Source organism: Ochrobactrum sp. C6C9, assembly GCF_022627935.1.
Classification (GTDB): domain Bacteria; phylum Pseudomonadota; class Alphaproteobacteria; order Rhizobiales; family Rhizobiaceae; genus Brucella; species Brucella teleogrylli.
Genome location: NZ_JABXGB010000027.1, coordinates 21,236 through 37,263, shown reverse-complemented (window position 1 = coordinate 37,263; position 16,028 = coordinate 21,236). Strand labels below are relative to the sequence as shown.

The window sequence follows — 16,028 nt, the reverse complement described above, 5'->3', positions numbered from 1 at the left end:
CTTTTAAAAGCGTTAGAAGACTGAAATTTCTTTCCTTCCACACAGTTTTAGCGGGCAGCAACAATTAGCGCCTCACGCCGCCGTGCAAGCCGGATGTTCACGAAACTCATGAGCCCTCCCGACAGAAGAAAAGCAGCCGCGACGAAAAGCGCATATTCATAATTACCGGTCGTATCGCGAATGATCCCGAACAGGTAGGGACCGGTGAATCCGCCGAGATTTCCAAGTGAGTTCGCCAGTGCGATCGCGGCCGCCGCCGCAGCGCCTGATACAGCAGGCCGCGGCAGCGCCCAATAGGCACTCCCGCCGGCATAAATGCCCGCCGCAACACAACAGAACGCGAACATCGAAATCAGCGGATTTGTCGTCAGAGCACCTATCACAAACCCCAATGCCCCAAGAGCACAAGGGATGAGCACGTAAAACAGGCGATCATCCGTATATTTCGTGTACCGGCTCCAGAAATAGATCGCGAGCGCGGCTGCTATATAGGGGACAGCCACCACCCAGCCCACCATCGAAGTCTGAACACCCAGTTCGCGAACGATTTGCGGAAGCCACATGTTAAGCGCATAGCCAGTTGTCAGGATAAGGAAATACTGGAGCGCGAGCGCAAGTGTAGGCAAATCCATTAATGCAGACAGTGGCGAGGCATGCTTTGCAGCAGAATTGCCTTCCGCCTGCAACTGTGCGCGCAGTACGCTTTTCTGGCTATTGTTAAGAAACTTTGCGTCTTCAACGCGATCAGGTAACCTCAGAAAGACAACAATACCGAGGATGATGGCAGGTATACCCTCGATGATAAACATCCAGCGCCAGTCGAAGGCCTCGATCAACGCTGTTGACAGCGGTGCACCAACAGCATTCGCAATAGGCCCGAACGCGAAAAAGATCGCGGTTGCCCTGCCAATCTCACGTTTCGTGTACCACTGGTTCATATAATAGACGACACCGGGAACAAAACCGGCCTCGGCAAGACCCAGAAGGAAACGGACCGCATAGAAGGAATAAGGGCCTTGTACCAAAGCCATGCACATGGAAAGAAGGCCCCATGTGACCATGATACGCGCTATCCATCGGCGCGCGCCGACCTTCTGCAAAATGAGATTGCTAGGAATCTCGAATGCAAAGTAGCCAAGAAAGAAGATACCTGCGCCAAAACCATAAGCTGCAGCCGAAAGGCCTATGTCAGCGTTCATTGTTAGAGACGCGAATCCAACATTCACGCGGTCCAGAATTGATACGAAAAAGCTAATCCCGAGCAGCGGCATTATGTTGCGTGTCACTTGTCGAGCGGTATGTTCATCCATAATTTCCCCTCCATGGGAATCAATTTCCCTCTAAGTTCCCGATATGAAAGTGTCGGCACTTTTTATTTTATTGTCGACACATATAGAAAAGATGGAGCCATGTCTAATAATTTTACGCCTTCAGACGAGCAAAACGATCCGCAAGGACGTACCGGCGACATGGTGCAGATCTTAGCCACCAGTCTGCGAGGAAAAATTCTAAGTGGGGAATTGCCAGCAGGACAAAGGGTACGCGAATCGAGCATAGCATCAGACCTCAGCGTCAGCCGCGCAACGCTGCGTGAGGCCCTGAGGCTAATCGAGAGGGGTGGATTGATCGAGAAATCACCCAACCGTTCCTATATCGTTGTTAGCTTCAATGAACGAGATATTTTCGAACTGGCCACCTTGCGTACGGCTCTTGAAGTCATGGGAGCCCGTTTAGCGCTTCAAAGAAGTTATACATCTTCCGCTTTAGCGGCGGCCATACCTGCTATCGCATCGGCTGCCGAGAACCGAGATCTCAAGTCGCTGGCAGCGGCCGACCGTCGCTTTCATGAGATATTGATCGAATGCGCTGATCACAGGCGTCTTCTGGAGTCGTATCATGCATTACAGGATCAGATTGAACTGGCCATGCTGAATGTCCAGAAACATGAACTGAATATTGCGGGAATAGCAGACCGGCACGCGCGGTTAGTTGCACTTGCCACAAACCCGGACAAATTTGTTGAAGAACTCTCTCGACACATCCGTGAGGGCATGGGCGTTAGCGATATATCGGTATTGATTTGATTCACACGGTATCATTTCGTACAAATCTTGGGGGTGGTGAACTGATTGCCAGTCAGAAATAGAATTAACCTTCGTCTTTGTAGTGGCCATTAGTTCCGAACATACTATTCTTTGTCCAACGGTTCTGGATATCGCGGCCGACTCAAAATCCCTTCTAGATGGCGGTTTTTCGTGCCTCGGAAATATAAAGCGCGCGCAGGTCGCGTGTAATTTGGCCTGGCTTCCCGGTACCAATCGATTCACCATCGATTGCAATTACGGGCGTGACAAATGTCGAGGCGCCAGTGATGAACGCTTCGTCAGCCTCCATCACCTCCTTAATAGTAAAACTGCGTTCAACAATTTCCAGCGTCGTACAAGCCACATAGCGCAAAAGGGCGGTTCGCGTAATGCCATGCAGAATATCGTTAGACAGTGCACGGGTAATCACCTTGTTGTCCTTAACGATATACGCGTTATTGGCAGTGCCCTCGGTAACAAAACCATCTTGAACGAACCACGCATCATCTACGCCTGCTTGCTTTGCCAACATTTTTGCCATTGAGGGGTAAAGCAGCTGCACAGTCTTGATATCACGACGCGCCCACCGTAGATCGGGCACAGAAATCACCTTGACCCCTGTCTTTGACTTTGGCCCGTCAATCAGATTGGACACCGCTTGTGTGAACATCACAACTGTCGGCTGAACGGCTTCGTCTGGAAACGCAAAATCCCGGTCGCCGGGGTTTCCTCTGGATATCTGCAGATAGACCAGTCCCTGATCGAGCTGGTTTTCTATGATCAGTTGCCGCAAAATATCAAGAAGCGTCTGGCGGTGAAGCGGCTGACGGATGCGCAGCTCGGAAAGTGAGCGATCCAATCGGGCTGCATGTCCGTCAAAATCGAGAATTTTGCCATCAATGACTGACACAACTTCATAGACAGCATCGGCAAACAGGAAGCCGCGGTCAAATACAGAAATATTCGCCTCGTCTTGGGGAACGAAGTTTCCATTGAGGTAAACTGTTCGCTTTTTGAGCATAGCAATAGCCTGTTAAAAATTTTTCCGCTAGGTTGTCGAGGCTGTCAATCGTTGAGGAGAGTTTCAAAGAATAGCTCTCCAATCTCTGGAAATGCCTCCGGATATTCTTCGCAGATTTCTTTACCCTGTGTCATCAGGCAGATGATGACAGGAGACTTTCCGGTGACGGCAATTCGGATCAGATCGTGTTTGTAATAGGATGCTTTGGGATCACCGGTCCAGGTATTCTTCCCCGCTTTACTCCATATCTGCGCATCAGCAGGAATACCGCCACCAAGAAATTCGGTAACCTGAAAATGCGGCTGTCTGGCTTCGGCACTATTGCGGTCACGTAGCAATGTCTGTTTTGCCCTGTTTTCAGAAGCGGCTGAGAGCGGAAGCTGACTGGAGAAAAGCGCGCTGAACAGACGCGCTGCGGCAAGCGGCGTCAGCGCGTTCAGATTTTCTCCCGCAAGCCCTGCATATTGAGCCTCACGCCCATAGCGCACATCGTCCATCAGCTTCTGCGTGATATTACAACCCTCGAACTCTGGCCAGTTGAGCCCGGAAAAGAAGCTGTTGAGGTGCTCGCGCTTTTCCCGCCATTCGTTGAACTGGGAGCCTTCCAACATGGTATCGCCGGTCGTACCCGTAATGATGTCGATGACATAATTGGTTCCGGTGTTGGATGACCACAGGATCATGTCACGCATGGCGCGAGACAGTTCTTCATGATCGGCGACATTGCCATGGTCAATAGCGTTGAGCACATGGACCAGATGAAATGCTTTGACAAGACTGCAGGGGTAGCAGCGCCAGTCGCCACGATATGAAAAGCCATCCGGCTTTTCACCGGGACCTTTCTGACGCAATGCGACGAAACCAAAATTGTCGGCCCGCAGGCCGCGGTCGGCAAACGTGTCAGTCAGGCAGCTGGTGATGACTTCACAGCGGCGCGACCAATCAGAATTATCTTCAAAGAACACTGGATGATCTTTCTATCAGGACGTTCACGGTTTAGGCGCGCTCAGCTTTCCAGCAGCGGACCAGCCCGCCGTTGACAAGATGCTGCATGGGCTGGCTTTGGTGGCAGATGTCTTCGGTAATCGGGCAACGAGGCGCAAAACGGCAACCGGGCTGGACGGCAAAGGGGTCGGGTATCTCACCACTGACCGGCTCGCCTGTTGCCTGCGGACGGCGAACATCGGGCACAGCTGCAATCAAAGCCTTTGTATAAGGATGACGGGGAGAAGCAAATAGGGCGGCACTGTCCTGCAATTCAACGATCTCACCCAGATACATGACTGCAACGCGATCACACAGATAGCGGATTACATTCATGTCATGGGAAATGAAGACTATGGTCAAACCCTTATCTTTGTTGAGCCGTTTCATAAGATTGATGATCTGCGCCTGAACAGAGGCATCAAGGGCCGAGACCGGTTCATCGGCAAACAGAACCTGCGGATTGGCGCAGAGTGCCCGCGCCACCGAGACGCGTTGTCTTTGTCCGCCGGACAAAGCATGCGGAAATTTCAACGCCGTTTCGGCTACCAGATTGACTTCCCCGAGTACGTCAAGCGCCCGCTGCCTACGCTCGCCGGCAGGAATATTGCGGTGATAATGGGAGATCACTTCTTCCAGCTGCGCGCCAATTGTCATGCGTGGATTGAGCGAGGAATAGGGATCCTGAAAGACCATCTGAAGACGGCCATCACGGTCCGGCCCGTCAAGCCGACGGCCATTGAACACCACCTCCCCTGCGCTGCCGGGCTGCAGTCCGACGCCTATGCGCGCGAGCGTGCTCTTGCCACATCCGGATTCTCCGACGATGCCGAGTATTTCTCCCTGCTCGATACCAAGGTCGACGCCACGCACCGCATGCAGACTGACAGGCGGACGGTTGGCAATAACATCGCGAAGGCTGCGCCTGACGGGAAACTTCTTTTCGATCTTCCGGAAATCAAGCACTGACATTGGCAACCTCATTCAGAATGCACGCATCGAGATGACCGAAGGATGAGCCGCCACGTAACTCCAGCGCCGGCGGGCGTCCGATCGCGCACCGAGGTTGGGCACGGAAACAGCGTGGCACAAAGCGGCAACCATCAGGCGGATTGACGAGCCCTGGGGGAGCTCCCTGAATGGGAACAAGTTCCTGGTCGCGAGCGGCTTGACCCGGAAGCGCGGCGAGCAGCGCTTTCGTATAGGGGTGCGAAGGCTTGTCCAGGACGTCGCGCACCGTGCCCGTTTCCACCATACGCCCGGCATACATCACCGCCATACGATCGCAGATCTGGGAGACGACCCCAAGATCGTGGGTGACCAAGATGATTGAGGCACCAAGGCTGTCTCGACGTTCTTTGAGGAGCCGCAATATCTGATCCTGTACGGTAACATCGAGCGCAGTGGTAGGCTCATCGGCTATGATCAGACGCGGGCGCAACGCGAGAGCCATCGCGATAACCACCCGCTGACGCAAGCCTCCTGAAAGTTCGTGCGGATAGGCGTCAAGTCGGCGCTCCGGCGACGTTACATGGACATCCCGCAACAGTTGCAGCGCCGCCTCGCGGGCTGCCTTTTTGCTGACATTTCTGTGGCGGCGTATGACTTCACTGATCTGCTTGCCGACACGCATGGTCGGATTGAGCGCCGTCAGCGGATCCTGGAAAATGAAGGCGACATCGCTTCCGCGGATCTTTGAGAGTGCTCTTTCCTTCATCGGAACGAGGTCGCCGACGCCCTCGAGCAGTATCTGACCGCCGCTGACCCGCGCGGCGGCACCACCAAAAAGGCGCAGGATCGAGCGACAGGTGGCTGACTTGCCACAGCCGGATTCGCCCACAATTCCAAAAATTTCACCGGGATTGACATCGAAGCTGATGCCATCGACGGCACGAACGACACCCGACGGGCTGCCAAACTCGGTCATGAGGTCGCGGACAGAAAGAAGGCTCATGACTTACCCCTTCGGTTTCAGCGTGGTGGACAGACCTTCGCCAAGCAGCGAAAATGCAATGCCGATCCAGACGATGGCGAGACCCGGAAAAATGGTCATCCAGGGCGCCTCGCGCATATAATCGATGCTTTCGACGATCAGCAGGCCCCATTCCGGCGCGGGAGGCTGCACACCGAGGCCGAAAAAGGACATGGCGGCCACGGCCTGAACGGTGAGCACGACATCGGACATTGAATAGACAATCGCCGGCGTGACGACATTGGGCATGATGTGGCGCAGCATCACACGCAGCTTGCCAAATCGCAAAACGCGTGTGGCGTCGATATATTCCAGCCGCGACACAAGCAGTGTTTCACCGCGCACAATGCGCGCATAGCCGATCCAGTTAACGATGAAGAAGGCGATATAAAGATTGGTTTCACTGGGCCCAAGCACCCCGACTATAGCCAGGATGAGGACATAGAATGGAAAAGCCCAGACGATATCGGTGATACGCATCAGCACCGCATCGACAATCCCGCCGAAGTAACCTGCGATCAGACCGATCATCACACCCATGATCATGGGACCGAAGACACAGATCAGCGCCAGACGCAGATCGTATACGGCGCCCGCCAGAATGCGGGTAAAAATATCGCGCCCGAAATTATCGGTGCCGAACCAGTGCAGCGCAGACGGCGGTTGCATCGCGCCCGCAAAATCGAGCGCGAAGGGATCGTAAGGTGACAATATCGGTGTCAGGACAGTAGCGGCCAGTGTGATCAGCAGCATGAGCAGGCCAATTGCACCGGACCAGGTGTGCAGAAGTTTGCCGGGAATGGACATGGTCTACTCCATCCTGACGCGTGGATCGGCCAGCGCGTAGCAGATGTCAGTAATCAAATTTACAATCACAACCATGATTGCGAAGAAGACGGTCAGGCCGCGGATGACGGGCAGATCGCGCGAAACGATGGCATCGATCAACAGGCTTCCAAGACCGGGTACAGAGAAGATCTTCTCGACCACGACGGTGCCGCCGACTATCCAGCTTACCCGCACGCCGATGATGGATATTGTTGAGATAAGGCTGTTTGGCAGCACATGGCGCAGAAAGATTTCCGGACGGCGAAGACCTTTTGCGCGGGCCGTGTCGATATAATCAGCCTTCATCGTGTCTATGAGCGCAGCGCGCAGACTCTGCTGTATGAGGGCTGCGGTTGAAAGACCGACAACCAGAGAGGGCAGGAAAAGCCGGTTTATGTTGATCCAGAAGCCAGTGCCGACACCACCGGTAGCGAACCAGCCCATGCCAAGCGCTAGCCAGATAATCAGCATATAGCAAAGCCAAAACGGCGGCATGGCAATGAGCGCCACAAACACCTGACGGATGACGTTGTCGATGAACCGGCCGCGATAAATCGCGGCGACAATGGCGAACGGGAGGGCGATCAGAAGCGCTATAATGGTTGAATAAGCCACGATTGCTAATGTGAAGGGCAATCGCTCCATCACCAGAGCGATGATTGGCTGCTTGTGGAAGATCGAAACCCCGAAACTCCCCGTCAGGCAATCACGCAGAAAATAGATGTACTGGACCCATAACGGCTTATCGAGTCCCCAGAGTTCACGCATGGCCTGCAATTCTTCAGGGCTGGCGCGGGTTCCCATCGCATGGGACGCCGGATCGCCCGGCACTATCTGAAGAAGCAGAAAACTGATCAGTGTAATCCCCAACAGAACCGGGATCAGCATCAGCAGACGTTTGAGAATGGAAAAAATCATTGCGTTCGCTGGCGTTCGATTTTGGCGTACCGCCCGGACTTCGAAAGTATCTCTCGAAAAGGCGATGGCTCACTTCATTAAGAATGCCGTACCTTGCGGAATTGACCGGCCGCATGGCTCTGGGAAATGCCGTAACCGTGATAGGCGGCGGGATTCGCGCCTGCTATCCTTAATCGACCCGCAGGCGCTGAATCGCGAGGCGATGGCTCACCTCATTTTTCGAGTTTCACATCCTCAAGGCGGAAGTTTGAAGTGGGAAGCACTTCAAAGCCCTTCACGTTGCTGCGCACCGCCCAGGCTGTCGCGGGATGATAGAGGAAAATATACGGTGCGCCGTCATGCAGGATACCGATCATTTCCTTAAACATAGCACCACGCTTTTCCCCATCAGCGGTCTTTCGCTCTTCCGCGTAAAGCTCGTTGAGACGATCATTCTTCCACTGGGTGTGGTAGGCATTCGCGCGTTCCGGATTAACGGCGACAAAACCGATGATCTGATCGGGGTCAATTGTATCGGAGGTGGTGTAGGACACCGACATATCGTAATTGCCCGCTTTGGTCGTTTCCCACTGGGTACCGCCTTCCAGCATCTGTACCTTGAGCTTGACACCAATTTGTTGCAGCATCGCCTGAAGTGCAATAGCTGCATTGCGGCTGGTTGCGGCGCCTGAGTCGACCACAAGCTGGGCCTCAAAGCCGCCGGCGTAACCCGCATCAGTCAAAAGCGCCTTTGCCTTGGCCAGGTCATAAGGATAAGGCGTTAGATTCGCATCGGCATAGGCCATGACAGGCATGGCTGATGCAGCTGGCTTGCCAGCGCCATAAAGCACGCCCTGTACCAGTGCATTCTTGTCAATCGCATAATTCAGTGCCTGACGCACACGTTCATCATCAAAGGGTTTGCGTGTGGTGTTGAGCTGCACGAAGTCGGCGCGATAAGGGATGGTCTGGCCAACACTGATACCTTCCTTATTGCCAAGCTCCTTTAGTTGATTGACGGGCGGATCGAGCGCCACATCGACTTCGCCCGCCTCAAGCTTGATGGCGCGTGCAGATGGTTCGGTGACGACATCGAGACGCGCCTCGTCAACGAAAGGCTTGCCCTGCTGCCAGTAATGCGGATTCTTAGCCAGCTCCACCTTCGAGCCCCGCACCCAGGACTTCAGCATGAAAGGACCTGATCCAACGGGCGCATCAAAGAACGCCGCTCCCTTGGCTTCCACCTGCGCCTTGGGTAGAATCGCAGCGGCAAAAAGCCCCAGATTGTTGAAGGCCGGCGTAAAAGGTTCGGCGAGCTTCATCGTGATTTCATGCGGACTGACGATCTCAAAGCCTGTGATCGGACGATAGAACCGACCCCATCCGGATTCCTTGGAAGCAGCACGTTCAATAGAGAATTTCACGTCTTCGGCCGTCACCGGCGTGCCGTCAGAAAACTTGGCATCCCGCAACTTGAACTTCAGCGTCAGCCCATCCGGAGAAACGGTCCAGCTTTCTGCAAGGCCCGGCTCAAGCTTTTCGCCGGTTTTGTCCGGGCGAACGAGCGTGTCGAAAATGAGCAGCTGGGTCCAGATCGAACCATTGTCACTGGTTGCAATCGGATCAAGTGTGATGGGATCAAAACCGATAGCGACACGCAGTGGATCAGCTTGCGCCGTGAGAGCGGAAAGCGAAAAGACAGAGGCGAGAAAAAGGCCTTTTAGGCCGAGCCTGGAAAGCATGAAAGTGCTCCTACACCATTTGCTGTGATTGAAGCGGCATCCCCTTATTTTTTATAGCCACCGCTTCTTCAACAAAGAAATTAGACAACAACCACCCGTATGGATAATAATAAATCTGCTATCTCTTATTAATAGGCTGATAATGGATTTGCGTGAACTGGAACTGTTCGGGACGCTCATGCGCGTTGGAACGACAATTGAAACCGCGCGCTTGCTGGGAATATCTCAACCCAGTGTGAGCGGACAATTGAAGCGCCTGGAGAGCAGGCTCGGCTTCTCGCTTTTTCATCGTACCGGCAATCGTCTTGAACCGACACGCGAGGCAAATGAGCTTTTTGCGCTCTCGATGCCAATTTTCACGACGCACACCCTTGTGCGCTCTGAATTATCCACCTTGCGTCATCGCGCGTCCCGCCCAGTGGCGATTTCTGCAACGCCAGCACTCGTTGAAAGTTTTATCGGACCGGTGCTTCTTAATGCAGGTTACCGTGACTGGAGACAGCGCCTACTTTTGAAGGTTCACACACCCGAAGAGGACCTGCGCAAAGAGGAGGCTGACATCGGTTTACAAATGGCTTTACCGCCAAAGGCCGAATTTCACTCCTATATTGTCGGACAGACCCCTTTGGTTGCAGTCATTCAATCGGATCATCCACTGGCTAGATTGAAGTCACTTACCTGCGCGATTATCGCCAAACACCCGCTGGTTTGTTACAATGCAGACTGGTCGCCCATGGGCGGCACCATTCGCACAGCCTTTGCCGCTCAAGGACTAAACTATGATCCTGTATGCGTTGTGCCGTTTTGCGGAACTGTTTGCAGTCTGGTTCGTGCATGCGGTGGAGTCGGCGTCGTGGATGCGATGACTGCGCAGGATTACGCCATGCAGGGACTGGTTTCACTGCCGATCAACGATATGCCGGAGGTCTCTATCGTCGCCTTTCATCGGCGAAACGAACCGTTGCGCGCTTCGGTTCAGGATTTCCTGACGGCCCTTCGCAACCATCCATGATATCTCCCAGCTGTGAAATCGAGACCTGATTAGAATTTAACGCACGAACATTCAAATCAGCCTCAATTCCGAAGCTAAATCGATCTCAAGAACGTGACCCCCGTCGATATCATGTTCAAGTGATCCCAATCAGGACAAAAATGCCGTCACTCTGATTGGATGTAAAGCTAAGGAAAAGCGTTAAATGACCGGAATGGAAACAGACAATTTGGACTAGTCGTAATTTAGAGAAGCAGGCGTTTTCCCCAGACACCCCCACCTGATTGCCAGTCAAGAACATTTACGCGCTTTTACCGGCACTGGGCGCTCTTTTTCAGGGAAAATAACCCTCCCTTGAAATCAATCAGGACCGACGCCGTGATTGGAACGGTAAACCCGAGGAAACAGATGTCAGGTACCTTGGAAACGCGGTGGGTTGACCAGGAACATGTCTTCTATTTCCGTAACTCGACGCCGGGCGCGGTGCTATGCCTTTTCATTTTCGAACTATGCCTGCCTTGACGTAGCCGGAGGCGTCCATCCCATCAGATCTACCTAAAGTGGTGCAATCTCAATTTCTCTGGCGACGGCTTCATCAATCGGAGTCTCATATGTCATGAGGATGTAACCAAGAACTGAGTAAAAGCCAACCGTAGCGAGCAAATCGAACACCGCGGCTCTTCCAATTCGGCTGGCCAGCTTTTCTTCAAGATCGCGGGGCAGACGCCTTTTATCGAAAAGACAATCGACCGCTTCTGCGATCAGACCATCGTCTCCGGTAGGCGAGGATCGCATAGCAGCAATACGCTCATCGGACATTCCAAGCGCACGCGCACGGCTCAAATGATGCGCCCATTCGTAAGCAGACCCCATGCGATATGCTGAACGCAGAATAACCAGCTCTGAGCGCTCCAGACCCAGTGCACTATCCTTCACGATATGCTGGCGCAAAGGCGCCCAAGCCCGCACGAGATCCGGATGGTACGCCATCGTACGATAGACATTCAAAGCACCGGCAAAGCCGGACCGAAGGTCCTCGATTGCTGCAGGCCAATCGGAATCCTTTATGGGAAGGCATGGTGTATCGGTCATTGCGATCTCATTATTATCGTGTTTTGTCAAATGAAGATGCGTATTGCGCATAGAGTTCCGGAGCTCGGTCGGTCCAGATGCCTGTTGCGGCGCGATAACGCGCAATGTCGTCAAGGTCGAGTTCAACCCTTAGAACATCCTCACGGTCATGCGCGAGATTGCCCACAACACGACCGTCCGGAGCGATGACGCAAGAGCGCCCCATGAAACGCTGGTCCCCATGCGATCCTGCTCGATTACAGCTTAGAAAATAGACTCCGTTTTCAACCGCTCGCGTATAGGCGCGATGAATGTACAGACCCTCGTCTGCTACAGGCTCCGACGTAGCGCCGAACGATGCCCAGATGGATGTTATGATGCCCGCGCCCTCGCAGGCCATGATCCGTGTGATCTCAGGAAACCGGATATCATAGCATATTTGCATGCCCAGACGCGTGCCGAGCGCGGGATAGGTCGAGATACGATCACCTCTGGTGAAGTAGAGTTTCTCATTGTGCCATTGGTGGATCTTGACATAGACCCCTTCCACACCGGCCGGGGTAATCAGAAGTGAAGCATTGTGCATGACACCGGCCAAACGCCTGTCCCTTATGCCAAGCCCGACCACCAGCATGACATCATAAGTCGCGGCCATATCTTTTAGTTTTTGGACCTGCGGTCCGTCGAGATCGGCGCAAGCGTCGTATAATGCCTTTCCGTAATGTGGTACGGCGCTCACCATCGGCCCACCGGGAACCAACGGCTCGACATAGCCAGTATTGGAAAGCTCCGGAAAAATCACCAGCTTGGCCCCATGTGCGGCCTCGGTCTCGATGAACGTGCACATCCGTTCGATGTTCCGTTCAGCGGCAAGCGGCACCACATCAAATTGAATAAGACTGGCTGATATCATCATGCAACTTCCATAATGCGCCGCCCTGCGGCAAAGTCCCAATCACGGCCGGGAGCTGCCTCGATAAGCGCTCTCGTATAGTCTTCCCGTGGATTGGCGAGGATTTCGTTCGCGGCCCCATATTCGACCACTTTGCCACGTTGCATCACCATGACATCGTCGCAAATCTGGGCAGCCACGCGTAGATCATGCGTAATGAACAGGATTGCAAGATTACAGCGCTGCTGTATTTCCGCCAGCAAGTCGAGCACCTGCGCCTGTACTGAAACGTCCAATGCCGAAACAGCTTCGTCGGCAACGATGACATCCGGCTCCATCATCAATGCGCGCGCAATAGCGATACGCTGCCTTTGCCCGCCGGAAAACTGATGTGGAAAGCGCTCCAGACTGGTACTCGGAAGACCAACAACCTGCAGCAGATCGGCGGCCCGCTGCATTGCGCTCTGCCTTGTCTCTCCCATATTCAACGGCCCCTCTATCAGGCTTTCATCAACACGAAGCCGCGGATTGAGAGAACGGTTCGGGTCCTGAAAGATCATCTGGACGGCGCGCCTCGACCGGGACAACGCCCGATCGCCGCGCAGCGGAACGATGTCCTCTCCATTGACCATGACGGCACCGTCTGTCGGGTTCTCCAGGCGGAGAAGGCAACGCGCAACCGTCGATTTACCCGATCCGCTCTCGCCGACAATGCCCAGCGTTCTCCCCGGCGACAGGGAAAAGCTCACATCGACGACGGCCTTGATCTGAAGCGGCGGCTTTCTGCGCAACTGATCCAGAAAACTGCCGGTCTCGTAGATTTTTTCCAGGCCTTTGACATCCACGACATTACCGGCATCCTGCTTTTCCCGCATCGGGCGCGGGGTCAAAGATGGGACGGCACTCAAGAGTTCACGCGTATAGGTCTGTTGTGGGCTTGCGAGAACGTCATGGACGGGGCCGGTTTCAACCATCTCGCCGCGACACATGACACAGACGCGATCCGCAATATCAACCACCACGCCCATATCATGCGTAATGAACAGAACCGCCGTATTCTGCTCCTCCTGCAGTTCCCGGATAAGCGACAGGATTTGTTTCTGGGTGGTAACGTCCAGTGCGGTGGTCGGCTCATCAGCGATAAGAAGCTTGGGTTTCAACGCCAGCGCCATCGCGATCATGACGCGCTGACGTTGGCCGCCCGAAAGCTGATGCGGATAGCTGTCGTAAATTCTGGCAGGGTCGGGCAGATGCACGGACTCGAAAACATCGCGAGCCGCCTTTTTACGATCCTTCGGCGACATCTTGCGATGCGCACGATAGACTTCATCCATCTGCAAACCGATGGTCAAAACGGGATTGAGCGCGGTCATCGGCTCCTGAAAGATCATAGCCATCTCTGCGCCACGCAGGGCCTTCGTCCGGGCGGCATTCGATTTGAGAATGTCCTCTCCGTTCAGCAAAACTTCGCTGCGACGACCTGCAACTCCTCCTTGGGCAACAGGTCCATCGTCACCAGGGACGTGACCGACTTGCCCGATCCGGATTCTCCGACGAGGCACACGGTCTCTCCGGGATAGACGTCAAAATCGATACCATGCAGGATTGGAGAAGGTCGCTTGCCCTTGGTCGCGACCTTCAATCCGCGAACCGCGAGTACGGGCGAGCCCTTATGTGCTATTTCAGCCATCAACCGGCCCTCCCCTTCATTTTAGGATCGAGACGATCACGCAGCGCATCGCCCAGCAGATTGATAGACAGAATACAAAGCGACAGCACGATTGCCGGCCAGAACACAAGCCACGGATTGAGCGCGAAATAGAGGCGGCCTTCGGCCATGATATTACCCCAGGTCGGGATTTCCGTACCGATGCCCACGCCGAGGAATGAAAGTGCGGCCTCGGTCAGGATTGCCGAAGCATAGATGTAGGTGCCCTGAACGATAAGCGGAGCAATCGTCGTCGGCAACAGGTGGCGCAGGATAAGCCTTGGCGTCGGGGTGCCAAGAAGGGTCGCGGCTTGCACGAAGGTTTCGGTTCGCGCGGCGATGACACGCGAGCGCACGAGACGCACGACCTGTGGAATCTCGGGCAGCATAATGGCGAGGATAACCGTCACCAGCCCCGCCTGGGTCAATGCAACAATGGCGATTGCCAGAAGAATGCCGGGTATGGCCATCAAACCGTCCATCATGCGCATCAGAACCGCATCGACGCCTCTGAACCAGCCCGCAATCAAGCCGAGTGGAAGGCCGATCACCAACGAACCGATTGCCACACCGGCGCCAACCAGCAGGGAAACCTGGGCACCATAGACAACGCGGGAATAGAGGTCGCGCCCGAAACTATCGGTACCCAGCCAATATTCGGCAGAGGCGGGTTTGAGCCGCATGGCGGGGTTGAGTTTTGTGGGCTCGAAATTTGCCAGCAATGGCGCAAATATCGCCATAGCGACGATTGCAACGAGTACGATCAACGCCGCTATCGTGGTCCAATGCGGGACGTTCTCGATCAATCGACGACGAGGTGTCAGGGAGCTTAAGGTCAAGGTTTCACTCATTGATAGCGGATTCTCGGATCGGTCACAGCATAGGAAAGGTCGATGATCAGATTGATCAGAACATAGGTGCCTGCGGTGAGCAAAATAATCGCCTGAATCAGCGGATAATCGCGCGAGAGCACCGCATCCACGACCAGTCGTCCAAGGCCGGGTATGTTGAACACTGTTTCCGTTACGACCACACCGGATATCATCATCGCGAAACCGCTACCGACGACCGTGAGAATAGGGATTGCCGCATTGCGCAGTGCATGTCGGAAAAGCACCACCACTTCCGACAAACCCTTGGCGCGGGCTGTCCGAACATAGTCCTCTTTTAAAACCTCGAGCATTGAGGCTCGGGTCATTCGTGAAACCAGGGCGATATAGATCGACGAAAGCGCCAATCCCGGCAGGAAGATGCGATAGAGAAACGGTCCGAAACCATCGGAAATCGACTTATAGCCCTGCACCGGAAACCATTTCAGGTGCACCGCGAAAATCGCGATCAGAATGTAACCGATCACGAAGATCGGCAACGAGAAACCAAGAACCGAAATCGACATGACCGCGCGGTCTATAATGCCGCCATGGCGCCAGGCAGCCAAAACACCGAGCGGAAGAGATATCACCACGGTCAGAAGCATGGCGACAACGGCCAGAGAGAGCGTCGGACCAATGCGCTGGCCGATCATTTCCAGCGTCGGTCGCTGCGAGATCAGCGATACACCGAAATCGCCGCGAATGAGATTGCCGGACCAGGTGAAAAACTGTTCGACAAGCGGCGCATCCAGACCAAGGGTCTGGCGGACCGCGTCGATCTGGGCGAGCGTCGCGTGATCGCCCGCAATCGCCTGCGCCGGATCGCCCGGCGTAAGTCGCAGCAGCAGGAATACAAACAGCGCGACGAAGAACATGACGGGTATCGCCATCAAAACTCTTCGCACAAAATAATAAATCATCCGATCGCCCTATCGTTGGCTCTTATGCCTGTTCAGTACCGGCCTT

General features: G+C 54.4%; 14 protein-coding genes and 1 pseudogene. 2 read left to right on the top strand and 13 right to left on the bottom strand.

The genetic code is table 11. From position 1 onward, the window contains the following. Positions 1 to 47 precede the first annotated feature (47 nt). The gene (locus HWD97_RS19250; RefSeq protein ID WP_109365763.1) at positions 48 to 1,310 is read right to left on the bottom strand and encodes an MFS transporter; all 1,263 of its coding nucleotides are present in this window, start codon (positions 1,308 to 1,310) and stop codon (positions 48 to 50) included. Positions 1,311 to 1,409: 99 nt separating this feature from the next. Here HWD97_RS19250 and HWD97_RS19245 point away from each other — a divergent pair, with 99 nt between their 5' ends. Further along, the gene (locus tag HWD97_RS19245; protein WP_181375961.1) at positions 1,410 to 2,084 is read left to right on the top strand and encodes a GntR family transcriptional regulator; all 675 of its coding nucleotides are present in this window, start codon (positions 1,410 to 1,412) and stop codon (positions 2,082 to 2,084) included. Between the two features lie 154 nt (positions 2,085 to 2,238). Here the strand turns inward: HWD97_RS19245 and HWD97_RS19240 are convergent, their stop codons facing one another. The 7 genes from HWD97_RS19240 to HWD97_RS19210 form a co-directional block, all read right to left on the bottom strand. Beyond that, on the bottom strand, positions 2,239 to 3,105 hold the full coding sequence (locus HWD97_RS19240; RefSeq protein ID WP_109365762.1) for a D-amino-acid transaminase: 867 nt from the start codon (positions 3,103 to 3,105) through the stop codon (positions 2,239 to 2,241). A 44-nt stretch (positions 3,106 to 3,149) separates the two neighbouring features. Then, entirely contained in the window at positions 3,150 to 4,070 is a 921-nt protein-coding gene (locus HWD97_RS19235) for a serine hydrolase (RefSeq protein ID WP_109365761.1), read from the bottom strand. A gap of 31 nt (positions 4,071 to 4,101) precedes the next feature. Continuing rightward, positions 4,102 to 5,061, bottom strand: coding sequence for an ABC transporter ATP-binding protein (locus HWD97_RS19230; protein WP_371835458.1), 960 nt, complete (start codon positions 5,059 to 5,061; stop codon positions 4,102 to 4,104). Further along, a complete protein-coding gene (locus HWD97_RS19225) occupies positions 5,048 to 6,043 on the bottom strand; it encodes an ABC transporter ATP-binding protein (RefSeq protein WP_109365760.1) in 996 nt (331 codons plus the stop codon). The genes HWD97_RS19230 and HWD97_RS19225 overlap by 14 nt, the downstream gene beginning before the upstream one ends. 3 nt (positions 6,044 to 6,046) lie before the next feature. After that, the gene (locus HWD97_RS19220; protein WP_011982799.1) at positions 6,047 to 6,868 is read right to left on the bottom strand and encodes an ABC transporter permease; all 822 of its coding nucleotides are present in this window, start codon (positions 6,866 to 6,868) and stop codon (positions 6,047 to 6,049) included. Between the two features lie 3 nt (positions 6,869 to 6,871). After that, on the bottom strand, positions 6,872 to 7,807 hold the full coding sequence (locus tag HWD97_RS19215; RefSeq protein ID WP_109365759.1) for an ABC transporter permease: 936 nt from the start codon (positions 7,805 to 7,807) through the stop codon (positions 6,872 to 6,874). Between the two features lie 212 nt (positions 7,808 to 8,019). Then, entirely contained in the window at positions 8,020 to 9,528 is a 1,509-nt protein-coding gene (locus tag HWD97_RS19210) for an ABC transporter substrate-binding protein (RefSeq protein ID WP_371835457.1), read from the bottom strand. Positions 9,529 to 9,670: 142 nt separating this feature from the next. On the opposite strand from HWD97_RS19210, the gene HWD97_RS19205 reads away from it, so the two are divergent. Next, the gene (locus HWD97_RS19205) at positions 9,671 to 10,540 is read left to right on the top strand and encodes a LysR family transcriptional regulator (protein WP_078340278.1); all 870 of its coding nucleotides are present in this window, start codon (positions 9,671 to 9,673) and stop codon (positions 10,538 to 10,540) included. Between the two features lie 534 nt (positions 10,541 to 11,074). Here HWD97_RS19205 and HWD97_RS19200 read toward each other — a convergent pair. From HWD97_RS19200 to HWD97_RS19180, 5 genes and pseudogenes are all read right to left on the bottom strand, one after another. Next, positions 11,075 to 11,611 carry a carboxymuconolactone decarboxylase family protein gene (locus tag HWD97_RS19200; protein ID WP_109365757.1) on the bottom strand — a complete coding sequence of 179 codons (537 nt, stop codon included), beginning with the start codon at positions 11,609 to 11,611 and terminating at the stop codon, positions 11,075 to 11,077. Positions 11,612 to 11,624: 13 nt separating this feature from the next. Beyond that, positions 11,625 to 12,506, bottom strand: coding sequence for a carbon-nitrogen hydrolase family protein (locus tag HWD97_RS19195; RefSeq protein WP_244597022.1), 882 nt, complete (start codon positions 12,504 to 12,506; stop codon positions 11,625 to 11,627). Then, positions 12,503 to 14,172, bottom strand: a pseudogene (locus HWD97_RS19190) (ABC transporter ATP-binding protein). The gene HWD97_RS19195 and the pseudogene HWD97_RS19190 overlap by 4 nt, the downstream one beginning before the upstream one ends. Next, entirely contained in the window at positions 14,172 to 15,041 is an 870-nt protein-coding gene (locus HWD97_RS19185; protein ID WP_109365755.1) for an ABC transporter permease, read from the bottom strand. Before HWD97_RS19185 ends, HWD97_RS19190 begins: the two are co-directional and overlap by 1 nt. After that, positions 15,038 to 15,982, bottom strand: a complete 945-nt coding sequence (locus HWD97_RS19180; protein WP_078341195.1) for an ABC transporter permease — start codon at positions 15,980 to 15,982, stop codon at positions 15,038 to 15,040. Before HWD97_RS19180 ends, HWD97_RS19185 begins: the two co-directional genes overlap by 4 nt. Positions 15,983 to 16,028: the final 46 nt, after the last annotated feature.